At 75.3% G+C, this 25222-nt stretch carries 23 protein-coding genes and 1 pseudogene; 18 read left to right on the plus strand and 6 right to left on the minus strand.

Features of this window, described 5'->3' with window-relative positions; all coding sequences use genetic code 11:
* The first annotated feature begins 70 nt into the window (after window positions 1–70).
* Window positions 71–1768, plus strand: coding sequence for a RecQ family ATP-dependent DNA helicase (locus tag AC6CH6_RS15850; protein ID WP_498255842.1), 1698 nt, complete (start codon window positions 71–73; stop codon window positions 1766–1768).
* Window positions 1769–1789: 21 nt separating this feature from the next.
* Here the strand turns inward: AC6CH6_RS15850 and AC6CH6_RS15855 are convergent, their stop codons facing one another.
* Entirely contained in the window at window positions 1790–2347 is a 558-nt protein-coding gene (locus AC6CH6_RS15855) for a dihydrofolate reductase family protein (RefSeq protein WP_017834740.1), read from the minus strand.
* A gap of 194 nt (window positions 2348–2541) precedes the next feature.
* Between AC6CH6_RS15855 and AC6CH6_RS15860 the strand changes: the two genes are divergently transcribed.
* Window positions 2542–3768, plus strand: a complete 1227-nt coding sequence (locus AC6CH6_RS15860) for an FAD-dependent oxidoreductase (protein ID WP_498255843.1) — start codon at window positions 2542–2544, stop codon at window positions 3766–3768.
* Between the two features lie 33 nt (window positions 3769–3801).
* On the opposite strand, the gene AC6CH6_RS15865 is transcribed toward AC6CH6_RS15860, so the two are convergent.
* Complete coding sequence (locus AC6CH6_RS15865) at window positions 3802–4347, minus strand: TetR/AcrR family transcriptional regulator (protein WP_031283706.1); 546 nt, start codon at window positions 4345–4347, stop codon at window positions 3802–3804.
* Between the two features lie 122 nt (window positions 4348–4469).
* Between AC6CH6_RS15865 and AC6CH6_RS15870 the strand changes: the two genes are divergently transcribed.
* The 6 genes and pseudogenes from AC6CH6_RS15870 (at window position 4470) to fmdA (ending at window position 11873) form a co-directional block, all read left to right on the plus strand.
* On the plus strand, window positions 4470–5987 hold the full coding sequence (locus AC6CH6_RS15870) for an MFS transporter (RefSeq protein WP_498255844.1): 1518 nt from the start codon (window positions 4470–4472) through the stop codon (window positions 5985–5987).
* A gap of 133 nt (window positions 5988–6120) precedes the next feature.
* Window positions 6121–6645, plus strand: a complete 525-nt coding sequence (locus tag AC6CH6_RS15875) for a mycothiol transferase (protein ID WP_133411031.1) — start codon at window positions 6121–6123, stop codon at window positions 6643–6645.
* A 184-nt stretch (window positions 6646–6829) separates the two neighbouring features.
* Window positions 6830–8593: a M23 family metallopeptidase gene (locus tag AC6CH6_RS15880; protein WP_498255845.1), complete on the plus strand. Its 1764-nt coding sequence runs from the start codon at window positions 6830–6832 to the stop codon at window positions 8591–8593.
* A gap of 112 nt (window positions 8594–8705) precedes the next feature.
* Window positions 8706–10133 carry an FAD-binding oxidoreductase gene (locus tag AC6CH6_RS15885; RefSeq protein WP_498255846.1) on the plus strand — a complete coding sequence of 476 codons (1428 nt, stop codon included), beginning with the start codon at window positions 8706–8708 and terminating at the stop codon, window positions 10131–10133.
* 162 nt (window positions 10134–10295) lie between these two features.
* Window positions 10296–10580 (plus strand): FmdB family zinc ribbon protein, encoded by a 285-nt coding sequence (locus AC6CH6_RS15890; RefSeq protein ID WP_498255847.1) that lies wholly within the window; start codon window positions 10296–10298, stop codon window positions 10578–10580.
* 40 nt (window positions 10581–10620) lie between these two features.
* Window positions 10621–11873, plus strand: a pseudogene (gene fmdA, locus AC6CH6_RS15895) (formamidase).
* 2 nt (window positions 11874–11875) lie between these two features.
* Here the strand turns inward: fmdA and AC6CH6_RS15900 are convergent.
* The 3 genes from AC6CH6_RS15900 to AC6CH6_RS15910 all read right to left on the minus strand — a co-directional run bounded on the left by AC6CH6_RS15900 (window position 11876) and on the right by AC6CH6_RS15910 (window position 14125).
* Window positions 11876–12817 (minus strand): serine hydrolase, encoded by a 942-nt coding sequence (locus AC6CH6_RS15900; RefSeq protein WP_498255848.1) that lies wholly within the window; start codon window positions 12815–12817, stop codon window positions 11876–11878.
* 52 nt (window positions 12818–12869) lie between these two features.
* A complete protein-coding gene (locus AC6CH6_RS15905; protein WP_133411027.1) occupies window positions 12870–13403 on the minus strand; it encodes an alpha/beta fold hydrolase in 534 nt (177 codons plus the stop codon).
* A 74-nt stretch (window positions 13404–13477) separates the two neighbouring features.
* Complete coding sequence (locus tag AC6CH6_RS15910) at window positions 13478–14125, minus strand: maleylpyruvate isomerase family mycothiol-dependent enzyme (protein ID WP_498255849.1); 648 nt, start codon at window positions 14123–14125, stop codon at window positions 13478–13480.
* 75 nt (window positions 14126–14200) lie between these two features.
* On the opposite strand from AC6CH6_RS15910, the gene AC6CH6_RS15915 reads away from it, so the two are divergent.
* From AC6CH6_RS15915 to AC6CH6_RS15935, 5 genes are all read left to right on the plus strand, one after another.
* Window positions 14201–14671 (plus strand): MarR family winged helix-turn-helix transcriptional regulator, encoded by a 471-nt coding sequence (locus tag AC6CH6_RS15915; protein WP_368797299.1) that lies wholly within the window; start codon window positions 14201–14203, stop codon window positions 14669–14671.
* A gap of 115 nt (window positions 14672–14786) precedes the next feature.
* Window positions 14787–15794: a zinc-dependent alcohol dehydrogenase gene (locus tag AC6CH6_RS15920; RefSeq protein WP_498255850.1), complete on the plus strand. Its 1008-nt coding sequence runs from the start codon at window positions 14787–14789 to the stop codon at window positions 15792–15794.
* A gap of 26 nt (window positions 15795–15820) precedes the next feature.
* The gene (locus AC6CH6_RS15925; protein WP_498255851.1) at window positions 15821–16240 is read left to right on the plus strand and encodes a 6-pyruvoyl trahydropterin synthase family protein; all 420 of its coding nucleotides are present in this window, start codon (window positions 15821–15823) and stop codon (window positions 16238–16240) included.
* The gene (locus AC6CH6_RS15930; protein WP_498255852.1) at window positions 16237–17397 is read left to right on the plus strand and encodes a glycosyltransferase family 4 protein; all 1161 of its coding nucleotides are present in this window, start codon (window positions 16237–16239) and stop codon (window positions 17395–17397) included. The genes AC6CH6_RS15925 and AC6CH6_RS15930 overlap by 4 nt, the downstream gene beginning before the upstream one ends.
* Window positions 17394–18260: a class I SAM-dependent methyltransferase gene (locus AC6CH6_RS15935; protein WP_498255853.1), complete on the plus strand. Its 867-nt coding sequence runs from the start codon at window positions 17394–17396 to the stop codon at window positions 18258–18260. The genes AC6CH6_RS15930 and AC6CH6_RS15935 overlap by 4 nt, the downstream gene beginning before the upstream one ends.
* Here AC6CH6_RS15935 and AC6CH6_RS15940 read toward each other — a convergent pair.
* Window positions 18253–19020, minus strand: a complete 768-nt coding sequence (locus tag AC6CH6_RS15940; RefSeq protein ID WP_498255854.1) for a CDP-alcohol phosphatidyltransferase family protein — start codon at window positions 19018–19020, stop codon at window positions 18253–18255. The two genes, AC6CH6_RS15935 and AC6CH6_RS15940, sit on opposite strands and share 8 nt — an antisense overlap.
* A 93-nt stretch (window positions 19021–19113) precedes the next feature.
* On the opposite strand from AC6CH6_RS15940, the gene AC6CH6_RS15945 reads away from it, so the two are divergent.
* The 5 genes from AC6CH6_RS15945 (at window position 19114) to AC6CH6_RS15965 (ending at window position 25119) form a co-directional block, all read left to right on the plus strand.
* Entirely contained in the window at window positions 19114–19998 is an 885-nt protein-coding gene (locus AC6CH6_RS15945) for a lysylphosphatidylglycerol synthase domain-containing protein (protein ID WP_498255855.1), read from the plus strand.
* A gap of 79 nt (window positions 19999–20077) precedes the next feature.
* Window positions 20078–21514, plus strand: coding sequence for a sensor histidine kinase (locus AC6CH6_RS15950; RefSeq protein WP_498255856.1), 1437 nt, complete (start codon window positions 20078–20080; stop codon window positions 21512–21514).
* Window positions 21508–22155 (plus strand): response regulator, encoded by a 648-nt coding sequence (locus AC6CH6_RS15955; RefSeq protein WP_498255857.1) that lies wholly within the window; start codon window positions 21508–21510, stop codon window positions 22153–22155. Before AC6CH6_RS15950 ends, AC6CH6_RS15955 begins: the two co-directional genes overlap by 7 nt.
* Before the next feature lie 203 nt (window positions 22156–22358).
* Complete coding sequence (locus tag AC6CH6_RS15960; RefSeq protein WP_498255858.1) at window positions 22359–24704, plus strand: coiled-coil domain-containing protein; 2346 nt, start codon at window positions 22359–22361, stop codon at window positions 24702–24704.
* Between the two features lie 112 nt (window positions 24705–24816).
* On the plus strand, window positions 24817–25119 hold the full coding sequence (locus AC6CH6_RS15965) for a DUF6907 domain-containing protein (RefSeq protein WP_498255859.1): 303 nt from the start codon (window positions 24817–24819) through the stop codon (window positions 25117–25119).
* Window positions 25120–25222: the final 103 nt, after the last annotated feature.

Here is a 25222-nt window from a genome sequence, read left to right on the forward strand (position 1 = left end):
AGCCGGGACCTGAGCGACGAGGACGGGCACGGGCCCGCGACCGTCCTCGCCCGGATCCCCCGCTGAGCCGGTGGGTGCCGCCACGGGCGCGGGCCGGCGCGCCGCACCGGTCTCCGCGGAACGGCTCCGGGAGGTCGCCGCGTCCCGCTTCGGCATCGAGGAGTTCCGCGAGGGCCAGCTCGAGGCGATGGTGGCGGCGGCGGCCGGCCGCGACGTCCTGGCGGTGATGCCCACCGGCCACGGCAAGTCCGCGATCTACCAGGTGCCGGGTGCCGCCCTGCCCGGGACCGCCGTGGTGGTGTCCCCGCTGATCGCCCTCCAGCACGACCAGGTCGAGGCGATCAACGAGGACCTCGGGGCGGAGGTCGCCTTCGCGGTGAACTCCGCGGTGGGGGTGCGGCGCGAGCGCGCCGCCTGGGACGCCGTGGCGCGCGGGGACGCGAAGTTCCTCTTCCTCGCCCCCGAGCAGCTCGCCCGGGAGGAGATCACCGACCGGCTCGCCGCGCATCCGCCGTCCCTGTTCGTGGTGGACGAGGCGCACTGCATCTCCTCGTGGGGCCACGACTTCCGCCCCGACTACCTCGTGCTGCAGGAGGCGGTGCAGCGGCTGGGCCGCCCGGCCGTCGTGGCCCTGACCGCCACCGCGTCCCCGCACACCCGGGCCGAGATCGTCGACCGGCTGGGCCTGCGCGACCCCCTGGTCCTGGTGCACAGCTTCGACCGGCCCAACATCGAGCTGCGGGTGGTGCGCCACCACCAGGCCTCCGACAAGCGCCGGGCGGTGCTCGACGAGGTCTCCGGGCTCGCCGGCCCGGGGCTGGTCTACGTCGCCACCCGCCGGGAGACGGAGGACTACGCCGCCGAGCTGGTCCGGCGCGGCGTGCGCGCCGAGGCCTACCACGCGGGACGCCGGAGGTCCGAGCGGGACGAGGTGCACGCCCGGTTCCACGGCGACGAGCTGGACGTGGTGGTGGCCACCACCGCCTTCGGGATGGGCATCGACAAGCCGGACGTGCGCTTCGTGGTGCACGCGGACATCCCCGACTCCCTGGACAGCTACTACCAGGAGATCGGCCGGGCCGGCCGGGACGGGAAGCCGGCCCTCGCCGTGCTGCACTACCGCTCCGAGGACCTGGGGCTCCAGCAGTACTTCGCCGGCGCCGCCCCCGAGCCGGCGGACCTCGAGGAGGTCCTCCGCGCGGTCCGCCGGCACGGGCCGGTCCGGGCCCGCGAGCTGCGCGAGCACACGGGCCTGGGCCCCCGGGCCCAGGCCCGGGCCCTGCACCTCCTCGAGCACAGCGGCGGCGTGCTGGCCCGGCCCGAGGGCTACCGGGCCGTGGACGGGGTCGCGCCGGAGGACGCCGTCGCCGCCGCGCTCGCGGAGGCCGAGGCCCAGCACCGGATCGACCGCTCGCGGATCGACATGATGCGGGGCTACGCCGAGACGGACGGGTGCCGGCGGGACTGGCTGCTCCACTACTTCGGCGAGGAGACCGACGGCTGGTGCGGCAACTGCGACACCTGCGCGGAGACCGGCTCCGCCGCCGAGGCCGCGGAGCGGTCCGCCGCCACCCCGCACGGCTGGGCGATCCAGACCCCGGTCACCCACCGCGCGTGGGGCCACGGGATCGTGATGGGCGCGGAGCCGGACCGGATCACCGTCCTGTTCGACGCGGTCGGGTACAAGGAGCTCTCCCTGCGCCTGATCGAGGAGCACGACGGGCTGCTGGTGCGCGGCTCCGGGGAACGGCGGGATGAGGGACCGTGAGCCCCGGCGGGCGGCCGCCGGTCAGCGGACGACGTCGTAGACGGACTTGAGGACGCCGTTGGCGTAGGCCTCGTGCTCCACCAGCTCCAGGGTGCGGAACGTGTCGGTGCTGTCGTCGAAAAGACGGCGGCCCGCGCCGAGCAGCACGGGGAACACCAGCAGGTGGTACCGGTCCACGAGGTCCGCGGCGGCGAGGCCCTTGGCCAGGGTGGCGCTGCCGTGCACGAGGATCGTGCCGTCGACCGTGGCCTTCAGCCGCGCGACCTCGTCGAGGGAGCGCAGCACGGAGGTGTTGTGCCAGCGCGGGTCCTCCAGGGTGGAGGAGACCACGTACTTGGGCATGGCGTTGTACTCGGCGAACTCCTCCATCGACGGCCAGACGGGGGCGAACTCGTCGTAGCTGACCCGGCCCATCAGCATCGCCGCCGCCTCCTTCTGCTCCCGGTCCTTGAGCTCGTAGGCCGCCTCGTCATAGGTCACGTGCCGGAAGCTCCAGCCGGCGTGCGGGTGCGGGCCGCCGCCGGGGGAGTCGACGACGCCGTCGAGGGTGATGAACTCGGTGACGATCAGCGTGCCCATGAGGATCTCCTGTCGGTGCGGTCGGCGTCCGTCGCCGCGGTTCCCACTCTCGCGCTCCCGCGCGGCCGGGGGAAGGGGGCGGCGCGGGATGACGCGTCCGGCCGGAACGCGGGCCGGGCCGCCTCTTGCGCGGCCGCCACCCCGGTGGGATCGTCGGCAGGGACAGCGGACGAGCGAGGGCCCGGGAGGCACCCGTGGCGGCGGAGCAGACGACGGAGCAGGTGCGGACCACGTGCTGCGTGGTGGGCGGCGGCCCGGCCGGGCTGATGGCCGGGGTGCTGCTCGCGCGGCAGGGCGTGGACGTGGTGGTCCTGGAGAAGCACGGGGACTTCCTGCGCGACTTCCGCGGCGACACCCTGCACCCCTCCACCCTCGAGCTGATGGCCGAGCTCGGCTGGCTCGAGGACGTCCTGGCGCTGCCGCACACCCGCGTGGAGCGCGCCACGGTCTCCCTCGGCGGCGAGACGGTGGTGGTCGGGCGGTTCGACCGCCTGCCCGTGCGCTGCCCGTTCATCGCGTTCCTGCCCCAGTGGGACTTTCTGGACCTGCTCGCCGAGAAGGGCGAGGCGCTGCCCGGCTTCCGGCTCCTGCGCTCCACCGCCGCCGACGGGCTGCTCGTCGAGGACGGCCGGTGCACCGGCGTCACGGCGCACGACGACGACGGGGCGCCGGTGCGGATCCGGGCCGAGCTGGTGCTGGCCGCCGACGGCCGCGACTCCGTGCTGCGGGCCGCGGCCGGCCTGGTGCCCAGGGCCTCGCCGTCGCGGATGGACGTGCTGTGGTTCCGCGTGCCCCGCCGCGAGGGGCAGGAGCAGCCGCTGTTCAACGCCGGGGACGGCGCGGTGGTGGCCCTGCCGCGCACCGGCTACTGGCAGGCCGCCATGATCGTGCGGGCCGGCGAGCACGACGCCCTGCGCGCCCAGGGACTGGACGCCTTCCGGGAACGGGTGCGCGCGCTCGCCCCCGGGCTGGGGGAGGGGGTCACCACGATCGAGGACTGGGACCAGGTGAAGCTGCTGCGCGTGCGCGTGGACCGGCTGCGCCGGTGGTGGCGGCCCGGGATCCTGTTCCTCGGCGACGCCGCGCACGCGATGTCCCCCGCCGGGGGCGTGGGCATCAACCTCGCGATCCAGGACGCGGTCGCGGCGGCGAACCTCCTCGGGCCGCGCCTGCTGCGCGGCGGGGTGCGGGCGCGGGACCTCGCGCGCGTGCAGCGCCGGCGGGCCTGGCCGGCGCGCGCCACCCAGCTGTTCCAGCTCGTGCTGGCCCGCCGGCTCGTGCCGGCCCGGACCGGGGCGCGGCCGCGGCCCCCGGTGCCGCTGGGCCTCGTCCGGGCGCTGCCGTTCCTGCCCCACCTCACGGGGCGGGCGATCGGCATCGGTCTGCGGCCCGAGCACGTGCGCCCGCTGCCCCGCGCCTGACGGGGGCCCTCCCGCCCGGCCGGCGCGGTGCGCTCAGGGCCGTGGGCTGAGCCGGTCCACCGCGGCCAGGAGGTGCTCCAGGATGGTGTGCCGCCGGGCGCTGCCGTCGGGCAGCAGACCGATCGACGCGTTGTGGTAGAGCCCGTCGCCCATCTGCTGGACCGCGGTCGCCACCACCGGGTCTCCCACGTCCGCGAGGATCAGCTCGTACCACGCCACCTCGAGCCGCTTCAGGGCGGCCCGGGCGTTCTCGTCCCCGGCCTGGACCAGCCGGGAGGCCACGATCAGGGCCCGGTCCAGCCGGCTGTCCTCGAACAGGGACGTGACCAGGAAGTAGCGCGCGGCCCCGTCCGGCGCCGCCGCCATGGCCTCGAGGTCCAGCTGCATGAGCTCCTCGAGGCGCTGCAGCGTCGCGTCCACGAGGGCCTGGCGGTGCGGGAAGTGGTAGAGCAGGCCCCCCTTGGACACTCCGGCGGCGGCGGCGACGGCGTCGAGGGTCGCGGCGCGCTCGCCGTCGTCGAGGACGATCTGCTCGAAGGCGGCCAGGAGCTTGTCCCGGGCCACGGGTGGGCGGGGCATGTGAGGAAGACCTCCCTGGGTCGGACGTGGTGCCCATTGTGTCAGCTCGCCCATAACTGTACCGTCTAGACGGTACAGTTACTGAGGCTGTCCGCTCCCGATCCGTTCCCCGGAGGTGAACCATGACCACTCTGCTGACGCCCCGCCCCACGGCCGGTGCGCGCGAATGGGCCGCGCTCGCGGTCCTGATGATGCCCGTCCTGCTCGTGTCGGTCGACAACACGGCCCTGAGCTTCGCGCTGCCCACCATCTCCCAGGCGCTGCACCCCACCGGCGCGCAGCTGCTGTGGATCGTGGACGTCTACCCCCTCGTGCTCGCCGGCCTGCTCATCCCCATGGGCTCCCTCGGGGACCGGATCGGCCGCCGGCGGCTGCTGCTGATCGGCGGCACGGGCTTCGCCGCCGTCTCCGCGGCGTCGGCCTTCGCGCCCACCGCCGAGCTGCTCGTGGCGGGGCGGGCCGCCATGGGGCTCTTCGGCGCAATGCTGATGCCCGCGACCCTGTCCCTGCTGCGCAACATCTTCCTGGACCCGGGGCAGCGCCGGATCGCCATCGCGGTGTGGGCCGGCGGCTTCAGCGGCGGCGCCGCGCTGGGCCCCATCGTCGGGGGCTTCCTGCTCAACCACTTCTGGTGGGGCTCGGTGTTCCTGATGTCCGTGCCCGTGCTGCTGCCCCTGCTCGTGCTGGGACCCCTGCTCGTGCCAGAGTCGCGGGACCCCCGGCCCGGGCCCGTGGACGTGCCGTCCGTGCTGCTCGCCATGCTCGCCATGACCCCCGTGGTCTACGGCATCAAGGCGGCGACGGCCTCCGGGGAGCTCTTCCACGGTCTGCTCAGCGCCGCCTTCGGCGTGCTGGCCGGTGTGCTGTTCGTCCGGCGCCAGGCGGTCCTGGCGCACCCGATGCTCGACCTCGCCCTGTTCCGGCACCCGGGCTTCCGCGGCGGCGTCACCGTCAACGTGCTCGGCAACGTGGGGCTCTACGGGTTCCTGTTCATGCTGACCCAGTACCTGCAGCTCGTGGTCGGCCTGGACCCGATGACGGCGGGCCTGACCATGGTCCCGGGCCTCGTCCTCACGGTCCTCGCCGGCTTCGCGGCCGTGCGCGCCGTGCGGTGGCTGAGCCCCCGGACCGTGATCACGGCGGGGATCCTCCTGTCCTCGGCCGGCTTCCTCGTGGTCACCCTCGCCGACCTCTCCGCGGCCGCCGGCGCCGTGGTGGTCCTCGTGGCCTTCTGCCTGGTGGGCACCGGCATCGGTCTCGCCGAGACGCTGTCCAACGACCTCGTCCTCACGGCGGCCCCGCCGCACAAGGCCGGAGCGGCCTCGGCGATCTCGGAGACCGGCTACGAGGTCGGCGCGGTGCTGGGCACGGCCGTGCTGGGCGGGCTGCTGACCGCGTTCTACCAGCGCCACCTCGACCTGCCCGCGGCCCTGGACGCCGGCTCCTCGGCCGCGGCGCACGAGACCCTCGGCGGAGCCGTCGAGGTCGCGGAGGGCGCCGGGGCGCTCGGTCCCGCGGTGCAGGAGGCGGCGGTCGCCGCGTTCACGGCGGGCATGCACTGGACGGCGCTGGTCATGACGGCCGTGGTGGTCGTGGCGGCGTTCACGGTCGCCCGCATGCTGCGGCCGGCCGTGCGCTGACCCTCCCGCCTCCCCCCGGGGCCGTCACCTCACCGGGGCCGTCACCTCACCGGGACCCGGCGCAACGGGCCCCGGGGGACGTAGGCTCGGCGGCAGGGGCCGGCCCGGCCCCGGTGTGGAAGGAGTGGTCGCGATGACGCCGCAGGAACTGTTCGAGGACGCCGCCCGCCGCCCGTCCGAGGTGGCGGAGCACGTGCTCGAGGGCATCTCGGCGGAGGTGCTGCACACCATGCCGGGCGGGACCGCGAACTCCGTGGTCTGGCTGGTGTGGCACGCGTCCCGCCAGCAGGACGCACAGGTGGCCCAGCTCGCCGGCACGGAGGAGGTGTGGACCGCCGAGGGGTGGAGCGGGCGGTTCGGCCTCGACGTCCCCGACTCCTCCATGGGCTTCGGCGACGGACCGGAGGACGTCGCACGGATCCGCGTGGCGTCCCCCGACCTGCTGCGCGGCTACCTCGACGCGGTGGTCGAGCGCACCGTGGCGTACGTGCACGGGCTCACGGAGGCCCAGCTGGACGACGTGGTGGACCGGTCGTGGACCCCGCCCGTCACCCGTGGCGCCCGCCTGGTGAGCACGGTCGACGACGCCGCGCAGCACCTCGGCCAGGCCGCCTACGTCCGCGGTCTGCTCGAGGACGGGTGGTCGGGGCCCTACTGATCGCCCGTTCCGAGGCGTTTGCGTTTGCATCAAGTCGTCGCATGACAAGGCGCTGATGTGGGGACGGGAGTTTCCTCGGTGGTCAGACTCCGTTCGCTTAAGCTGATCACGCTGGGTCCCAGCACCTCGAACTCCTGCACGATCTTCTCGTCGCTCGTCGCGACATCCTGGGGGAAACACCGTCATGCCCCGCGACTCCTCTCGCCGTTCCGCCCGCCCCGCCCTGCGCCAGCGCGCGTCCTCGCCGGTGACCGCGCTCACCGCGTTCTCGGCACTGGTGGCTGTCAGCGTGGCGGTCAGCTCCGGCATCAGCCCGGACACGGGGCAGGGCCGGGGCTCGGCCTTCGGCGCCCCGGCGGGCTCCGCGGAGCGGACGGAGCAGCGGGACAGCGGTTGGAGCCTGCTCGCGGCCGGGCAGGAGCGGACCGCTCCGCCGGCCGGGCCGCTGCGGGACGACCGCACGACCTCGCCCGTGCGGGACGGCGGCGCGGGCAAGGGCTCCTGGCGGGCCGGGACGGGCCGCGGTGACGGCGGCCGCGAGTCGGCCTCGACCGTGCGCCCGGGCCGGCAGGCACCGAAGCTGTACCAGGGCGAGCTGCCCGTCAACACGATCATCGCGCCGGCCCGTCCCGGCGCCGTCCTGCCCGGTGGCCAGTTCGGCTGGCGGATCGCCCCGGACCGCGGCGGGCGCGAGTTCCACAACGGCACGGATGTCTCCGCCGCGGCGGGCCTGCCGGTCGTCGCCGCCCTCGACGGCGTGGTGACGGCCGTGTTCTGGGACGTCTGGGGCGGCAACCGGGTGGAGGTCACCCACGCGGACGGGATCAGGACCACCTACAACCACCTCGAGGACGTCCGGGTGCGGACCGGTGACCGGCTCGCCGCCTCCGAGCAGCTCGGCACGGTGGGGGCCACCGGCGTCCGAGTCACGGGCCCGCACCTGCACTTCGAGACCTGGGTGGACGGGCAGGCGGTCGACCCGCAGTCCTTCGACTGGGTCGACGGCATGCGCGTCATCCCCGCCTCCCGCAGCAAGTACTCCCTCGAGGTCCCCGTCCCGGACACGGTCGAGGACCCGGCCGCGCAGAAGGCGGAGGCCGCCAAGAAGGCCGAGGCGGCGAAGAAGGCAGAGGCTGCGAAGAAGGCCGATGCGGTGAAGAAGGCGGCGGCCGCCAAGCAGACCGAGGCGGCGAAAAAGGCAGGGGCCGCGAAGAAGGCCGATGCAGTGAAGAAGGCGGCGGCCGCGAAAAAGGCGGAAGCCGCCAAGAAGGCCGAGGCCGCGAAGCGAGCAGAGGCCGAGAAAGCCGGAAACGCCAGGCCGCCCGTGCAGCAGGCGGAGGCCGCCCCGGCTCCGGCCGTGCCGGCTGCCCCGGCCGTGCCGGCTGCTCCGGCCGTGCCGGCCACCCCAGCCGATCCTGACGTGCCCGATCCCGTTCCGGCCCCGCCAGTACTCGAGGAGCCAGAGCTGCCTCCGGTGGCACCCGAGCCCGCGCCTCAGCCCGATGTGGAGCCCGAGCTCGAACCGGGAGTCGCCCCGCGGATTCCGGACGCGGAGCGGGACACCGACAAGGACGGGATCCTGGACGTCGACGACGACAACCTGGACGGCGACCTCCTCGACGGCGTCCCCCTGCTGAACCACGAGGACCCGGATCTCGACGGGGACGGCGTCCTCAACGGCGTCGACCCGGACCTGGACGGCGACGGTCTGCGCAACGAGGACGACCCGGACCGCGACGGCGACGGGATCCCGAACGACGAGGACGCGGAGCCGGACCGCCCGGCGCCGAAGGCCGCGGCCGAGCCGGTCACCGGCCGGACCGGGACCACCGACCCGGTCGATCCGGCCGGCCCCGCGGAGGGCGCCGGTGCCGCCGGTGCCGCCGGGGCGGAGCCGGATGCCGAGCCCGGGCCGGCCGCCGGAGCGGACGGGACCGTCCGTCCCTGACGTCTCGCGCGGAGTTATGCAGGCGTGACGAGGTCATCTGCCGGGTCGGGAACGCGGACGACTAGAATTTGCCCCCGGGCCGACGAATTATTTTCGCGCAGGAGCGGGAGCCATGAGCACCACCGACCACGGTGCGCCGGACCACGGGACGACCAGGGCGCTCCAGGAACTCCGGGGCCGTCTCGCCGGGGTGCTGGTGGAGCCGGGGGACGCCGACTACGACAGGGCCCGCCGCGTCTGGAACGGCCTGATCGACGCCCGTCCCCGGGCTCTCGTGCGGGCCGGGGACCTCGCCGACATCGACCTGGCGCTGGCCACGGCCCAGCGCACGCGCCTGCCGCTGGCGGTGCGGGGCGGTGGGCACGGCGTGGCGGGCCACGGCACGGTCGAGGGCGGCCTGGTGCTGGACCTCGGGCGGCTGCGGGGCGTCGTCGTCGATCCCGCGAATCAGCTCGTGAGCGTGGAGCCCGGCACCACCTTTGCCGTTCTCGACCGTGCCACGGCCCGGCACGGCCTTGCCGTTCCCGGCGGCCTCACCGGCGCGGTGGGCGTGGCGGGACTCACCCTGTGCGGGGGCATGGGGTGGCTGACCCGCAGCAACGGGCTGAGCCTCGACAACCTGGACTCCGCCGACGTCGTGACCGCCGCCGGCGACCACCTGCACGTCAGCGAGGAGGAGAACGCCGGGCTGTTCTGGGGGCTCCGCGGCGGCGGGGGCAACCTCGGGGTGGTCTCCTCCTTCACCTTCCGGGCCCGCCGGCTGCCGTCCACCGTGCTCGCGGGGAACCTCCACTACCGCAGGCCGCGATGGGAGGGCGCCCTGTCCGCCTTCGCCGCGTGGTCGCGCGGTCTGCCGGACGAGATGAACCCGGTCCTCACGTTCGCGATCCCGCCCCCGGCGGCCGGGATGGGCGAGGAGCCGGTGCTGACCGTGGGGTTCAGCTGGGTCTCGGAGGACCACGCCGCCGGCCTGGACGTCGTCGACGGACTGCGGGAGGATGCTCCGCCCGACGCCGAGGAGATGGGCCCGACGCCCTGGCTCGCGTGGCAGGGGGTGCGGGACGGGCTCTTCCCCCGGGGCTCGCACGGCCACTGGCGGAACCTTCCCTTCTCCCGGCTGGACGACGAGGTCGTCGACGTCCTCGTCGGGCTGGCCGCCGGGATCACCTGCCGGGGCGCCGGCATCGACGTCCACCACCTCGAGGGCGCCTTCGGCAGGGTGCCCGAGGAGGCCACCGCCTTCCCCAACCGGTCCGCGCGGTACTGGCTGACGGTGCACGGCGTCCGGCACGACCCGGCCGACGACGAGCACCTCGCAGCCTTCGTGCGGACCGTGCGGGACACGATGCAGCCGTTCGCCGAGCACGGCGAGTACGTCGGCCTCATGGGGCCCGACGCCGAGCTCGGGGGCGACCCGGCGGAGGCGGTCCGCCTGGCCTACGGGCGGGAGAAGCACCAGCGGCTGGCCGCGCTCAAGGACCGCTACGATCCCGGGAACCTCTTCCGGCACAACCTGAACGTGCCGCCCGGCCGGCCCTGAGCGCACGTCCGGCAGGGCCTCCTGGCGCGGGCTCGCGTCCCGAGGAACCTGCGGCCCCGCCCCGTCATGTCCGGGCGATGTCGATGGCGGCCCTTCCCCGGCCACGGACCCGGCACTAGGGTCGTCAGTCCAGAGACCCCGCGTTCCCGGGAGGCGCCCCGCATGCCGATCTACGAGTACCGGTGCCGGGAGTGCGGCGACTTCGAGGTCCTCCTGGCCATGGGCGCGGCCACACGCGAGAGCGACTGCCCCGGCTGCGGCTCCGCAGCGCGGCGGCTGATGAGCGCGCCCGGGCTCTCCCGGGCCGGCACCCCCGCGGCCCGGCTGATCGAGCGCACCGAGCGCACCGCCGCGGAGCCCGACGTCGTCGCCGCGCCCCCGCCCGGCTCCCGGCGAGCGCCCCGCACCACCGGCAACCCCCTGCACCGCAGACTTCCCCGGCCCTGAGAGGCACACCACCGCAGCACAGCCGCCAAGGAGGCACGTCATGCCGGAGCTCATCTTCCCCCTGGACTCGTCACGGCCGTTCGAGGACCAGCAGCTGGTCGGGCACAACCGGTGGCACCCGGAGATCCCCCGGTGGCCACCGTGCGACCGGGGGACACGTTCCGGGTGCACTGCCGGGAGTGGTTCGACGGCGCGATCGTCAACGACGACTCCGCCGAGGACGTCCTCAACGCGCCGCTGACGACCGTGCACAAGCTCTCCGGCCCGTTCGCCGTGCAGGGCGCCCAGCCGGGCGACCTGCTCGTCGTCGACATCCTCGACGTCGGCCCCATCCCGCAGGAGGACTCCGGCCCACTGGCCGGGCAGGGCTGGGGGTACACCGGCGTCTTCGCGCGATCCAACGGTGGAGGCTTCCTCACCGACCGGTTCCCGGACGCCTACAAGGCGATCTGGGACTTCCGCGGCCAGACCGCGACCTCCCGGCACGTCCCTGAGGTCTCGTTCACCGGCATCGTCCACCCCGGTCTGATGGGCACCGCGCCCTCCGCGGAGCTCCTGGCCCGGTGGAACGCGCGCGAAGGAGCGCTCATCGCCACCGACCCGGACCGGGTCCCGCCCCTGGCGCTGCCGCCCGAGCCGGAGAACGCCCTGCTCGGCGGGGTTCCCGGCCCCGACGTCGAGCGGGTCGCCGCAGAGGCCGCGCGCACCGCCCCGCCCCGCGAGAACGGCGGCAACCAGGACATCAAGAATCTCACCAAGGGCACCCGCGTCTTCTACCCCGTCTTCGTGGACGGCGCGAACTTCTCCGTGGGCGACCTGCACTTCTCCCAGGGCGACGGCGAGATCACGTTCTGCGGCGCCATCGAGATGGGCGGGTTCATCGACTTCCACGTGGACGTCATCAAGGGCGGCATGGAGACCTACGGGGTCACGGAGAACGCGATCTTCCTGCCGGGCAGGACGGACCCGCAGTACAGCGAGTGGATCGCCTTCTCCGGCACCTCGGTGACCCTCGACGGGGAGCAGCGCTACCTCGACTCGCAGCTGTCCTACCAGCGGGCGTGCCTGCACGCCGTGGACTACCTCACGAAGTTCGGGTACTCCCCGGAGCAGGCGTACCTGCTGCTGGGCGCCGCGCCGATCGAGGGCCGGTTCTCGGGGGTGGTGGACATCCCCAACTCCTGCGCCACGGTCTACCTGCCCACCGCGATCTTCGACTTCGACGTCCGGCCGTCCGCGTCCGGACCGCACCGGGTGGATCCGGGCGCGGGGGCGCCGCACGCGGCCGCGTGAGCTCAGTCGGCCCCGAGCGCGAGGTACAGGTCGACCACGGCGGTGGCCACGTCCTGGCCGCAGGCCGCGGAGGGGTAGCCGGAGCCCAGCACCGCGATGTGGCGGGCGGTCCCGCCCGACACCGTGCGCCCCACGCTGTGGGTGTCCCACGCGCCGCCGGTGTCCGGCAGCCACCCGTTCTTGACGAGGGAGTCCGCCGCCCCGGACCCGTCCGCGCGGGCCGCGCCCACGCCCCAGGTCTGGGACGGATGGGTGGGCCGCATCTGCTCCCGCAGCCAGGCCAGGTCCTCCTCGGGCAGCCAGTCCGCCCCGTGGACGACCGTGCCCAGCACGGCCAGCTGGTCGGAGGCGGTGGTCAGGTTGTGGCCCCAGCCGCCCGAGGACCGGGTCGAGCTGACGCCCATGAGGTCGTAGGTCTCGTTGAGCTCGCCCTCCATGGCGGAGAGCGTGGGCCCGAGCGCGCCGTAGAGAGCGGTGGTGGACTCGTTGCCGCTCTCGTGGACGCTGTCGCGGATCAGGGCCCGCTGCTGCTCCGTGAGCCGGCCGTCCCGCTCGGCGGCCAGGCGCATGGTGGTGAGGGCCAGCGGGACCTTGGAGAGGCTGGCCTCCATGCCGGACACCTCGGGGCGGTGGGCGAAGACCGTGCGGCCGTCCGCGTCCTGCACCAGCAGCCCGATCTCGGCGCCCACCGCCGCGCTCAGCCCGTCCAGCGCGGTGGTCAGGGCGCGCCGGTCGTCCTGTGCCGCGGGTCCCACCGCGGTGGGCAGCGGGCCCGCGGCCGGACCGCAGGAGTCGGGGACGGTGACCGCCGCGGTCGTGGCGGCCGCCCCGCCCGGGGCGGCCGGGAGCGCCGCCGCGGGGGCCGGGACGGTGAGTCCCAGGAGGAGCGCGGCGGCCCCCAGGGTGCGGACGGTCCGGCGGTGCTGCGGGTGCGATCGGCTCATGGTGTCCATGCTCTCGCACGGCGGCCGTCCTGCCGAGCCGCGCGGGTCCGCCTCACGCAATGAGACCCCGGTCCGTCCAGGACGTCGGCAGGTGCCCGCCGGAGGGGAGCAGCACGAGCTGGGCCGAGGGCAGCCGCTCGGTGAGGCAGCGCGCGTGGGCGGGGGGCACCACGTCGTCGTCCTCGGCGTGGACCACGACGATCTCGAGGTCCGCGAGCTTCCGGCCCACGGTGGAGGGCAGGGCGAAGCCCTGCTCCTCCACGTCCGGGTGCTCCGGGCACCAGCACGGGGCCGCCACGGTCACGACGCGCTGCAGCAGGGTGGGGATCCGGTGGCAGAGGAAGCGCAGGGCCTCGGACCCGCCGAGGGAGTGGCCCACGATCACCCAGGGCTCGTCCGGGATGGCGCGGACGGCCCGGCCGATCGCCTCCTGCCACTGGTCCGGGTCGGGGTCCTCCGGGCTCGGGAGGTCCGGGGCCACGAGGTCGGCATCGGGCCACTGCCGCCGCACGGCCTCGAGCACCGGGTTGTCGCCGGTGCCGGGCTGGGGCCCGGCACCGTGCAGGAAGAGGATGCGCTGGACCATGGGTCACCTCGGGGAACGGGGGAGGTGACGGCGGACGCCGCCTCCACCAGCGTCCCCGCCGCCGCGGCGAGGTGTCAAGAGCGGCGGGAGGCTCCCGGGCCGGCTCCCACGACGTCGAGGCCGGGCCCCTCGAGCCGGTCCAGCGCCGCGGTGCGGCCGGTCAGCAGCAGCAGGAGCGCGTCGATGGGGCCCCGGACCTCGGGGCCGCTGCCGGCGTGCCAGTCGACGTCGGTCGCGGTGAGCGTCACCCCGCGCAGTCTCCGGCGCGCCCGGAACGGGAAGGGCATGGACCACACCCGGTCGGCGGCCGTGCGCGCGGCCTCCGGGGGCATGGCGTGGTGCCGGCCCAGGGGCAGGGCGATGTCCTGGGTGTGGACCAGGACGTCCAGCAGCGGCTCGCGGACGGTCGTGCCCGGCGGGTGCCGCCTCGAGCCGTCCAGGCGGCGGTAGTCGGCGAGGATCGACTCGACCGGCCGGCGGCCGCGGGCCCGGGCGTCCAGGTACAGGGCGCGGTTGTAGTCCCCGCGGCCCCGCCACAGGGCCGGGACGAGATCGGCGAGACCGACCTGGGGCGAGGCGATGACGTGCGCCGCGACGTCCCGCACCGCCCATCCCGGGCAGAGGGTGGGGTGGTCCCACTCCTCGGGACGGAGCGTCTCGAGCAGGTCCGCCAGCGCGGACCGCTCCCGGTGGACGGCGTCCCAGATGGCGTCGCGGTCCATGATAATCTCCTCCAAATGGTCAGGTTTACTGACTGAATTTTCCGACGGCGACGGCCAGGGTGTCAAGGGGTGGGCATGCACGAGGACGCGGGGACCAACACCGGGCTGCTGCTGTACTACCCGTACCGGGACATGGAGATCCGGGTGGTCGAGGCCCTGCACGCCGCCGGCTTCGCGGACCTCTCCTACGCGCAGGCCCGGATCTTCCAGCGCATCGGCCCGGACGGCACCCGCACGGTGCAGCTGGCGGAGCAGGCCCGGGTCACCAAGCAGACGGCCAGCCTCCTCGTCCAGGCCCTGGAGGAGGAGGGGTACGTGGAGCGGCGCCCCGATCCCGCCGACGCCCGGGCGCGGCTCGTGAGCGTCGCCGAGCGCGGCCGGGCCGCCCAGGCGGTGGCGGCCGGGGTGGTCGCCGAGGTGGAGGAGCAGTGGCGGCGCCGGCTCGGGGCGCGGCGCTATGCCGCGCTGCGCCGGGCGCTCGCCGAGCTGCACGAGGAGCCCGGCGACGTCCGCTCCCCGCCGGCCGACCACGGGGCGCCCGGCTGACCCGGCAGAGCCCGGCCGACCCCGCGGCGGCGTGGTCGGCCGGGTGCACGGGGGTCGCGGGGGCGCGCCGTGGTCACCCGGTGGCGCGGCGCGGCCGTCGGGACACAATGGGACCATGACCGACGCCGCTCACCCCGCCCCGCCGGAGGACCCCCGCACCGGCCGCGCCTACTGGACCGTGGAGCCCGGCCGGGGAGAGCTGCGCACCGCGGAGCTGCCCGTCCCGGGCCCCGAGGACGTCCTGGTGCGGGCGCTGCGCTCCGGGGTCAGCCGCGGCACCGAGTCGCTCGTCCACCGCGGCCTCGTCCCGGCGCGCGTGCACGGCCGGATGCGCGCCCCGTTCCAGGAGGGGGACTTCCCCGGCCCCGTGAAGTACGGCTACCTCTCCGTGGGCGTCGTGGAGCAGGGGCCGGAGGACCTGGTGGGCCGCCGGGTCTTCAGCCTCCACCCCCACCAGGACCGCTACGTGCTCCCGGCCTCCGCCGTGACCCCGGTGCCCGACGACGTCCCCTCCGGGCGCGCGGTGCTCGCGGGCTCGGTGGAGACGGCCGTCAACGCGCTGTGGGAGGCCGCGCCCCGCTTCGGGGACCGCGTGGCCGTGGTCGGCGCCGGGATGATCGGCGCGTGCACGGCGGCGCTGCTGGCCCGCTTCCCGCTGGCCCGGCTGCAGCTCGTGGACCCGCAGCCGTCCCGCGGGGAGCTCGCGGCCCGGCTCGGCGTGGAGCACGTGCTGCCGGAGGACGCCGCGGGGGAGTGCGACGTCGTCCTGCACGCCTCCTCCACCGCGGCCGGCCTGGCGCGGGGGCTCGAGCTGCTCGGCGACGAGGGGGAGCTGATCGAGCTGTCCTGGTACGGCGACGAGGACCCGGCCGTCCCGCTGGGCGCCGACTTCCACGCCCGCCGGCTGCAGCTGCGCGCCAGCCAGGTGGGCGTCGTCGCCCCCGCCCGCCGGGCCCGCCGCACGACCGCCGACCGGCTCGCCACCGCGCTGGACGCCCTCCGGGACCCCCGCTTCGACGCCCTGCTCTCCGGGAGCTCCTCGTTCGAGGAGCTGCCCGCCACGATGGCGCGGCTCGCCGCAGGAGCCCCGGACGTCCTGTGCCACGTGGTGCACTACGACTGACCGCCCCCACCGACCCGAGGAGCTCCGTGTTCACCCTGACCGTCCGAGACCACATGATGATCGCCCACAGCCTGCCGGACCCGTTCTTCGGCCCCGCCCAGAACCTGCACGGGGCCACCTACGTGGTGGAGACCACCTGGTCCCGGCCGGTCCTCGACGAGCACGGGGTGGTCATGGACATCGGCGTGGCCAACGACCTGCTCGCGGGCGTCCTGGACGGGCTGCGCTACCGCAACCTCGACGAGCACCCGGACTTCGCGGGCCGGCTGTCCACCACGGAGGTCCTGGCCCAGTACGTCGCCGAGCGGCTCGCGGCGGGGGCGGCGTTCGTCGAGGGGCTCGAGCGGCTGACCGTCACCCTCCGGGAGACCCCCGACGCCTGGGCCTCCTACACCCTCGAGCTGCCCGTGCTGAGCGAGCGCAGCGGGCCCGCCCCCGCCCGGTGAGCGCCGCGCGCGCGGGCATCGACGTGGTGGTGCCCGACGACGGCGGGCGGCCCACCGGCGGCTCGCTCTACGACCGCCGGCTCGCGGCGGCGCTGGACGCCCTGGGGCGCCCGGCCCGGCTCGTGCCGGTGGCCGGGAGCTGGCCCGCGCCGGACGGTGCCGCCCGGGCCCGGCTGCGGCGCGCGCTGGGCGCACCGGCCCCCGGACGGGCGGTCGTCCTCGACGGCCTCGTGGGGTGCGCGGCACCGGAGGCGGTCGACGACGCCGTGCGCTCCGGGGTGCCCGTGCACCTGCTCGTGCACCTGCCCCTGCCCGCCGAGACCGGACTGGACCCCGCGGCCGCCACGGAGCTCGCCCGGCGGGAGGCGGCCGCCCTCGACGCCGCCACCGGCGTGCTGGCGCCCAGCGCCTGGGCGGCCCGCGACCTCCTGCGCCGCTACGGCACCGTGGACGCCGTCGTGGCCGAGCCGGGGGCCGAGCGCGGACCGGTGGCCGCGGGGTCGCGCCCGCCGCGGCTGACCTGTCTGGCGTCCCTGACCCCGCGCAAGAACCAGCGCCTCCTGGTGGAGGCCCTCGCGCCGCTGACCGCCCTCGGCTGGACCCTCGATCTCGTCGGACCCGAGGGCGCCCCCGAGCACGTCCGCACTCTGCGCGCCGCGGTCCGGGACCTCCCCGATCCGGGGCGCGTGCGCTGCCCCGGTCCCCTCGAGGGTGCCGCGCTGGCCCGGCAGTGGGCGCGCACCGACCTGCTGCTGCTGCCCTCCAGGACCGAGACCTACGGCATGGTCGTCACCGAGGCGCTCGCCCACGGCGTGCCCGCGGTGGTCGCGGCCGGCACCGGTGCGGTCGAGGCCCTCGACGGCACGCCGGGACCCCCGGGCGCGCCCGGCGCCGGCATCCGGGCCGGTGCCGCTCTCGACCCCGCCGATCCGTCCGCCTGGACCGAGGTGCTGCGCGACTGGCTGACCGACCCCGCCCTGTGCGCGCAGTGGCGGGCCGCCGCACTGGCCCGCCGCGACCGCCTGCGCGGCTGGACGGACACCGCCCGCGACGTCCTCGCGGCGATCGGCCCGCCCCTCGTCCCGCCCTGCGACCCGTCCGACCCCCTCGGGCACAGTCCCGACCACGACCCCGACCGCACCAGGAGACCGTCATGACGAACCACTCCGCCCCCGACCGTCCCGTCGCCGGCGACTGGCTGGCCCTGCGCGAGCCCGCCGACGCAGCGGCCCGCGAGGACTCTCTGCCGCTGATCGCCCGCATCGTGCGGCACTGGGAGCAGCTGCCGCCGGCCGCGGCCCCCGGCGCCGCGGGCACCGAGCCGGTCGTGGTGGTGGACCTCGGCGCCGGGACGGGCGCGAACCGGGCCTGGCTCGCCCGGCACCTCCCCGGCCCCCAGCGCTGGATCCTGCTCGACCACGACCGCGAGCTGCTCGACCAGGCCGTGGCCGCCGCCCGGGCGGAGGGGGCCGACGTCGTGCCCGTCCTCGCCGGGGTCGAGGAGCTCGGCCGGGTGCTCGCGGAGCACCCGGCGGCCCGCCGGCTCGTGACGTGCTCCGCCCTGCTCGACCTGTTGGCCCGGCAGCAGCTCCGGGACCTGGCCCGCGTGCTCTCCGCGGAGTCCGTCCCGGCGCTCCTCGCCCTGACCGTCGACGGCGAGGTCCTCCTCGACCCGCCCCACCACCTGGACCCCTCGGTGCTGGGCGCCTTCGAGGACCACCAGCACCGCGGCGAGCTCGCCGGCACCGACGCCGTGCGGCTGGCCGCGGAGGCCCTGCAGGAGCGCGGCATGGTCGTGGACGTCACGCCCACCCCGTGGTGGATCTCCGACCAGGCGTGGGCCCGGCCCCTCCTGGAGCGGTTCCTCGCCGACCGAGCGGACGCCGCCGTGGAGCACCGCCCGGACCTCACGGCCGAGGCCCACGCCTGGCTGCGGACCCGCCTGGTGGACTGCGCCCGCGGCCGGCTGCGGGCCACTGTGGGGCACGCGGACGTGCTCGGCCTGCCGCCCGTCAGCTGAGGCCGCGGGCGCACCGCTCCAGCCACAGCACGTCCCGGCCGAAGGACATCAGCAGCAGGACGAGCGCGATCACGGTGGCGGTGACGGCCAGCGGCAGCGGGATCAGGGGGACCAGCGCGCCGAGCAGGACGCCGCCCTGGATCCCCGCCACCACCCGCCGGTACGAGGAGAAGGGCAGCTCGCGGCGCCACGCCGGGCGCACCCGCAGGCCCAGCAGGAAGAGGTAGCGCAGGGCGCCGATCACCACCACCCACCACGCCTCCGGCAGCCCGATCCGGGCGGCGACCGCCACCGAGAGGAACAGCAGCAGCACGGCGTCGACCTCCTGGTCGAACCGGGCCCCGGCGCGCGTGGCGGTCCCGGTGCGGCGCGCCACCCACCCGTCGATCCCGTCGAGCAGCCACGCGGGCAGCGCGACGGCGAACACGGCCCAGCACCAGGCGTCGGCGGGCCGGCCCCCGTCCTGCCCCAGCACGGGGACCAGCGCCACGGGCAGGAGCGCGGCGGCCAGGGCGACGAGCACGGAGCGGCCCACGGTGACCCGGTCGGCGGGGCCGTAGGGCTCGCCGCGGCGGCGCACGGTGCTGCGCACCACCGCGCCGAGCACGGCAAGACCCAGCAGCACCGAGCTCACCAGCACGGGGAGCGGCGCGTCCGCCAGGAGGAGGAGGGCCGCGAGGGCTCCGCCCAGCGCCACGAAGGCGAGCAGACCGTCCCGGCGCGCCGAGGGGTGCGGGCCGGTGGAACGGGCCAGGGGCATGCGGTCGCCTTCCGCGTCGGGGGTCTTCATCCTGGGCGGGCCCGGCCCGCCGCGTCAATCCGGGCGGCGGCGGGCGGTGGCTAGACTGCGCCCATGCCCGCCGAGACCACGCCCGCCCCCACCCGGCGGCGGCCCGTTCTCCGCGTGCTGCTCGCCGCCGGGCAGGCGGTGGCCGGGCTGGTGCTCCTCGCCATGCTGTTCCGCGTGCTCGGCACGGACGCGGTCCGCAGCGCCGTCGGGATCCTCACCCCCGCCACCGTGGCGCTCGCCCTGGGCGCCGGGCTCGTGGCCACCGCGGCCCAGGCCCAGCGCTGGCGGCTGGTGGCCCGCAGCCGGGCCACGCCGATCGGCTTCCGGGAGGCGCTGGGCGAGTGCTGGGCGTCCGGGCTCGTCAACCTGCTGCTGCCCGGGGGTGTGACCGGGGACGCCGTGCGGGTGCTGCGCCGCCGCCGGCGCGGCGACAGCTGGCCCGGCGCCGGCGGCTCCGTGCTGGGCGAACGGCTGGCGGGGACGTCCGTGCTCCTCGCGGCCGGGGTCGTCCCGGCCCTGGCGGTCGGCGGCTGGCTCGCCGCGGCCCTCGGTCTCGGGGCGCTCGCCGTGGGGGCCGTCGCCTGGCGCTCCACGAGCGGCGCCCCGGCGCGGGACCGGGTCGGGGTGTGGGCGCTGTCGGCGCTCGCCTGGGCCTGCTACCAGGGGCTGTTCCTGCTGGCGGCCGTGCGCACCGCACCGCAGGAGACCCTGGCGAACCTGTGGGGGACCACCGTGCTGGGCCTCGCCGGGATGTCCGTGCCCGTCGGGGTGGGCGGCTGGGGTCCGCGGGAGGGGATCACCACCCTGGCCGCGATGGCCCACGGCCTGCCCGCCGGGACCGGCTTCGCGATCTCGATCGGCTATGGGCTGCTCGCCCTGATCTCGGCCCTGCCGGGAGCCGTGGTCCTGGCGCGCTGGCTCCTGCCCGTCGGTCGCATCCCGGGCTAGGGACTCCTCGGACCCCGGCGGAGGCGACACGGGCTGCTCGGTCCTGGGCGACAGGGGAGGGCCGCCTAGAATCCCACCCATGCACCCCCCCACCGTGCTCCCCGATGCCCGCGCCGGGGACCCCCTTCTCCGGCGCGCCGCCGGGCCGACGATCGCCGGATGGGCCGTCGGCCTCGTGGGGACCGGACTCGTCGTCTGGAGCCCGCACGTCCTGTTCGGCTACCGCAGCCCCTCCGTGCACCTGGTACTGGACTCGGTCGACGCCTGTGTCGCTCTCCTGGTCGCGTATCTGCTGCACGGCCGGTTCGTGCGTCGACGTCGGTTGCAGGATCTGCTGCTCGCCCAGGGGCTCGTGCTGCTGGTGGTCGCCGGGATCGGCCTGGCCTGGATGGTCGAGGCGGCCGGGCTCGGCCCGGCCGGAACCCTGGACATCTGGTTGCCGCTGGCGCTGCGGCTCATGGGTGCGGTGCTCATCGCAGCGGCTGCCCTGGTGGAGCCCCGGCGTGACGCCCCCTTCAGCTCCCAGCTGTGGGTGGTGGGCGCGCCCCTGGCGATCGTCGCCGTGACGTCCTCGGCACTGTGGGCCGTCAGATCGTCCCTCCCTGTGGCCCTCGACCAGCCCGGCGCCCTCGCAACGACCCCGCAGGAGATTCTCACAGGCCACCCCCTGCTGCTGATCGGGCAGGGGGTGGCGGCCCTGTGCTTCTTCGTGGCCTCCGTCGCCTTCACCGCGCAGGCCGCGGAGCACGAGGACCCCCTCCTGCGCTGGCTGGGCCCGGCCTGTGCACTCGCCGCTTTCGCCCGGGTCAACTACGTCCTGTTCCCCTCCCTGTACACGGACTGGCTCTACGCCGGTGACGTGCTCCGGACCGGTTTCTACCTGTGCCTGCTGGTGGGCGCCGGCCGGGAGATCCAGCAGTACTGGACCGCCTCCTCCCGGGCCGCGGTGCTGGAGGACCGGAGGCGGCTCGCCCGCGAGCTGCACGACGGCGTCGTCCAGGAACTGGCGCTCATCCGGATGGAGTGCCACGCCCTGCCGCAGGAGCACCCCTCGAGGAGCCACATCATGGCCGCCTCCGACCGTGCCCTGGACGAGGCGCGCGCCGCCGTCCACGCCCTGGGGCATGCGGGCGACGAAGCCCTCGGCTTCACGCTGCACCGGACCGCGAGGGAGCTGGCCCAGCGGTACCGGGTGGAGCTCGAGGTGGACGTCGACGACTCCATCGACGCCGACAGCGACCAGCGGCACGCGATCCTGCGCATCACGCGGGAGGCGGTCTCCAACGCGGTGCGCCACGGGCACGCCGGCAGGCTGTGCCTGCGGCTGAGCAGGGAGGGCGAACGCCGCCGCCTCACCGTCCAGGACGACGGCGACGGCTTCGACGCCCTCCGCTCGACCGGGGTCCGTGCGGGTTATGGTCTGATCAGCATGCGGGACCGGGCGCGTGGACTGCCCGGTTCCCTCGAGATCGACTCGGAGCTCGGCAGGGGAAGCACGGTGACGCTGACGTGGTAGGGGACGACCGGATGCGCGTGGTCATCGCCGACGACCACGCGCGGGTGCGCGCGAGGATCCGCGAGGCGCTGGAGGCGGGCGGCTGCGAGGTGTGCGGGGAGGGCGCCAGCGCCGAGGACGCCGTGCGGCTCGTGGCGGAGCACCGGCCCGACGCGGTCCTGCTCGACATCCACATGCCGGGGAGCGGAATCCAGGCCGCCCAGCAGATCACCCGCAGCGCTCCCCGGACCGGCGTCGTGATGCTCACCCAGTCCCGGGAGGACGAGGACCTCTTCGACTCCCTGCGGGCGGGCGCCTCCGGGTACCTGCTCAAGGACGCCGACCCCGCCAGCCTGCCCGGTGCCCTGCGGGGCGTCCTGGCCGGTGAGGCCGCGATGCCCGCCGCCCTCGTCACGCGCGTGCTCGAGGAGTTCCGCGCTCCGGGCCGGCGGGTCTTCCGGCGGAGGTCCGACGCCGCAGCCAAGCTGAGCCCCCGGGAGTGGGAGGTCATGGAGCTGCTCGCCGAAGGACGGTCCACCGAGCAGGTGGCGGGCAAGCTGTTCGTCTCCCCGACCACGGTGCGGGTCCACGTCTCCACGGTCCTGCGCAAGCTCCGGGTCAAGGACCGCGAGAGCGCCTTCCGCGCGCTCAAGGGCGAGTAGGGCCTGCCCCGGGCGCCGCGCGACCTCGTCCTGCAGGCAGCCGCTCCCGCGGCGGACAGCAGCGTTCAGGCATTTGAACGCCCTGTCGGCCCTCCGTTTACGAACTTGAACGCGGAGGCGGGCTCCAGGGCGTCCGGCGTGCCGCAGACTTCTGGCGGGGACCCGCTCAGGGGGAGCGGGTCGACGAATCTGGGGGCTCCACCATGTCTTTCGCACGCACTCCTGCTGCACCGTCCGGCACGACCTTCCGCCGGGGGGCCGGCCGCGCTGTGGCGGCGCTGGCGATCTCCGCCGTGTTCGGCGGGATCGCCGTGGCCGCGCCGGCGCACGCGGCACCGCCGTCCACGACCGGAGGGGTGTGCAACGGCGTCGTCAACCAGGCGGCGCACCGGGGCACGGTGCAGCAGGGTCTGCTGAAGGCGGCCGCGAAGAAGAACGCGGAGCAGATCACCAAGCTACAGGCCGAGAAGGCGACGCTGGTGAAGACGGTCGAGGAGCTCACGGCCAGGATCACCGCGGAGGAGAAGGCCATCGCCGTCCTCGAGAGCGAGGACGCGCAGACCGATCTCGACCTCGAGGCGGCCGAGGCCGAGCAGACCGCACTGATCGCCGAGCAGGCAGCGACGGTGGCGGCCGTGGCCGCCGCCGAGAAGTCCCTCGACGAGCTGCAGTCCCAGCAGACCTCCCTGCGGGAGCGACTGGTGCCCCTGGAAGCGGACCTGGACGCCGGGAAGCAGGCGCTGGCCATCCTGGAGGAGCAGGCCGCCGGGGCGATCGAGGACGCCGTGGTGAAGCAGGAGCAGATCGAGGCCGCTGAGACCGAGCGGACCACGCTGGAGGCCGCTGCGGCCGCGGCGCAGGGTGCTCTCATCGCAAAGGACGAGCAGGTCGACGAGGCCGAGGCCGGCCTCGCCGCCCTGCAGGACACCGCGGCCACGGCCGGGGCCGCCCGCACCGCCGCCGAGAGGGCTGTCGACGAGGCCGAGGCGGAGCTCCAGCGGCTGGAGGACAGCGGCGCCGCCGCCCAGGACGAGCTCGATGCCCAACAGGCCCGGATCGCCGACGCGCAGGAGACCCTCGCAGCCGCGCAGGACACGGCGAAGAGTGCCGCCGACGCGCTGGCCGCCCAGCAGGCCGAGATCGCCGACGCGCGGGAGACCCTCGCCGCGGCGCAGGACACGGCGAAGAGTGCCGCCGACGCGCTGGCCGCCCAGCAGGCCGAGATCACCGAGGCCGAGGCCGATCTGGCCGCCCTGGGGACCGCGGCGAAGTCCGCCGCGGACGCCGTCGCCGCGAACGAGGCGAAGATCGCCGCGGTCAGCGACCAGATCGCCGTGATCGAGAAGCAGATCGAGGAGGGCAGCGCAGCCGTCGCGGTCAAGCAGGCCGACCTCACGAAGGCCCAGAACGAGCTGACGAAGCTGCAGGAGCGGAAGACGTTCCTGGACCAGGAGATCGCTCGCCTGTCGGACATCAAGGGTGAGGGGCAGACCAAGAAGGAGCGGGAAGCCCTCATCGTCCAGTACAAGGCCGAGGTGAACACCGTCACCGCCCAGATCGACGACAAGAACACGCTGATCTCCGGTCTGCAGGGAGACCTGACCACCCTGCAGAAGCAGGCGGACACCCTGTCCCAGCAGCTGACGGCCAAGCAGCAGGAGAGTACCGCCCTGCAGCAGCAGGTCGCCCCGCTGCAGGCCTCGCTGACCGCTGCCGGCGCCGCGGTGGCCACGAAGCAGGCGGAGCTCACCGGGCTGCAGGACGAGCTGCCCGCGCTCAGGACCGCAGTGACCGACGCGGGCACGGCAGTGACGGCCGGGCAGACCGAGCTGACCGGGCTGCTGGGTCAGCTGCCGGCGCTGCAGGACGCGGTCGCCGCCGCGGACGACCGCGTCACCGTGCAGGAGCGGGTCGTGGCAGACCTCGAGGCCGCCCTGCCGGGCCTCACGGAGGGCGTCGAGGCCGCCCAGCAGGAGATCGCCGCCCAGCAGTCGGTGCTGGACGGCCTGCAGGACCAGCTGGCCGAGGCCACGGGTGTGCTCGAGGCCGCGGACGCGGCCGTCGCCGCCCAGGAGGCGGAGCTCCGCACGCTCCGGGCGGAGCTGCCCGCGCTGACGGCGGCCGTGGAGGACGCCGCCGAAGCCGTGGCCACGAAGCAGGGCGAGATCGCCGTGCTCGCCACGGAGATGGATGCCCTCGTGGCCAAGGTGGCTGGGCTGAACACGCAGATCGCGGCGAAGGAGGCCGAGGTCCTGGGCCTGCAGGGTCGCGTGGCTCCGCTCCTGGGTCAGCTTCAGCAGGCGGACGAGGCGGTCAGCGCCGCGGAGAAGCAGCTGACGCTGCTGCAGGACCAGGCCGTGACCCTGGACAAGCAGGTCACCGCGGCGCAGAAGACGCTCCGTGATCTGCAGGCGGTCAAGAAGCAGAACAAGGAGACGATCGCCGCCCAGACGGCCGTCGTGAACGGTCTGGAGGACCAGCTCGGGAAGGTCCAGAAGGAGATCAACGCGATCGACGGCACGATCGTGCTCGGCGGCTGCGTCGCCTGACCGCCGGCCGCCTGGGGCGCTCGGCGGGCGGGGACCGGCGGGCCCGGATCGAACGATCCGGGCCCGCTCCGGCGCCGGCCGCGGCCCCCGAGCAGCGCGGAAGGAGATTCCCATGCACGAGGGCATCGAGAACGAGCGCCCGGGCGTCGACGTGCGCAGCCCCGGCCGCATCTGCCCCGGCTGGTGCGTCGCCCGGCACGGCGCGCAGCTTGGGGAGGAGGACTGGGTCCACGTCGGCGAACCGCTGACCGTCGCCGAGGGCGTCACCGCGCATCTGTGCATGTCCGTCGACCCGGGGTGCGGTGAGGCGGACGGCCCCTACGTCCTGATCGGGGTCAGTGAGTACACCCCGGCCGCAGCGGCTGAGCTGGGACGGACGCTCATGGAGCTCGCAGCCTCCGCCGGTAGAGGGTGACCGTACGTCGAGCACAGCCCCGGGCGGGACCGGGGTGTCGGGGTCGGAGCAGGCCACGCCGTCGAGCAGGAAGTTGGAGCGGGCCAGCACCTGCGCCAGCGGC

Source organism: Kocuria sp. GQ42, assembly GCF_059758435.1.

What these genes read in the sequence shown, in the direction of transcription:
- AC6CH6_RS15855 (WP_017834740.1), bottom strand. Translation starts at nt 2,347, where the DNA reads ATGGGCACGCTGATCGTCACCGAGTTCATCACCCTCGACGGCGTCGTC.
- AC6CH6_RS15865 (WP_031283706.1), bottom strand. Translation starts at nt 4,347, where the DNA reads ATGCCCCGCCCACCCGTGGCCCGGGACAAGCTCCTGGCCGCCTTCGAG.
- AC6CH6_RS15870 (WP_498255844.1), top strand. Translation starts at nt 4,470, where the DNA reads ATGACCACTCTGCTGACGCCCCGCCCCACGGCCGGTGCGCGCGAATGG.
- AC6CH6_RS15875 (WP_133411031.1), top strand. Translation starts at nt 6,121, where the DNA reads ATGACGCCGCAGGAACTGTTCGAGGACGCCGCCCGCCGCCCGTCCGAG.
- AC6CH6_RS15880 (WP_498255845.1), top strand. Translation starts at nt 6,830, where the DNA reads ATGCCCCGCGACTCCTCTCGCCGTTCCGCCCGCCCCGCCCTGCGCCAG.
- AC6CH6_RS15885 (WP_498255846.1), top strand. Translation starts at nt 8,706, where the DNA reads ATGAGCACCACCGACCACGGTGCGCCGGACCACGGGACGACCAGGGCG.
- AC6CH6_RS15890 (WP_498255847.1), top strand. Translation starts at nt 10,296, where the DNA reads ATGCCGATCTACGAGTACCGGTGCCGGGAGTGCGGCGACTTCGAGGTC.
- AC6CH6_RS15900 (WP_498255848.1), bottom strand. Translation starts at nt 12,817, where the DNA reads ATGAGCCGATCGCACCCGCAGCACCGCCGGACCGTCCGCACCCTGGGG.
- AC6CH6_RS15905 (WP_133411027.1), bottom strand. Translation starts at nt 13,403, where the DNA reads ATGGTCCAGCGCATCCTCTTCCTGCACGGTGCCGGGCCCCAGCCCGGC.
- AC6CH6_RS15910 (WP_498255849.1), bottom strand. Translation starts at nt 14,125, where the DNA reads ATGGACCGCGACGCCATCTGGGACGCCGTCCACCGGGAGCGGTCCGCG.
- AC6CH6_RS15915 (WP_368797299.1), top strand. Translation starts at nt 14,201, where the DNA reads ATGCACGAGGACGCGGGGACCAACACCGGGCTGCTGCTGTACTACCCG.
- AC6CH6_RS15920 (WP_498255850.1), top strand. Translation starts at nt 14,787, where the DNA reads ATGACCGACGCCGCTCACCCCGCCCCGCCGGAGGACCCCCGCACCGGC.
- AC6CH6_RS15935 (WP_498255853.1), top strand. Translation starts at nt 17,394, where the DNA reads ATGACGAACCACTCCGCCCCCGACCGTCCCGTCGCCGGCGACTGGCTG.
- AC6CH6_RS15940 (WP_498255854.1), bottom strand. Translation starts at nt 19,020, where the DNA reads ATGCCCCTGGCCCGTTCCACCGGCCCGCACCCCTCGGCGCGCCGGGAC.
- AC6CH6_RS15945 (WP_498255855.1), top strand. Translation starts at nt 19,114, where the DNA reads ATGCCCGCCGAGACCACGCCCGCCCCCACCCGGCGGCGGCCCGTTCTC.
- AC6CH6_RS15950 (WP_498255856.1), top strand. Translation starts at nt 20,078, where the DNA reads ATGCACCCCCCCACCGTGCTCCCCGATGCCCGCGCCGGGGACCCCCTT.
- AC6CH6_RS15960 (WP_498255858.1), top strand. Translation starts at nt 22,359, where the DNA reads ATGTCTTTCGCACGCACTCCTGCTGCACCGTCCGGCACGACCTTCCGC.
- AC6CH6_RS15965 (WP_498255859.1), top strand. Translation starts at nt 24,817, where the DNA reads ATGCACGAGGGCATCGAGAACGAGCGCCCGGGCGTCGACGTGCGCAGC.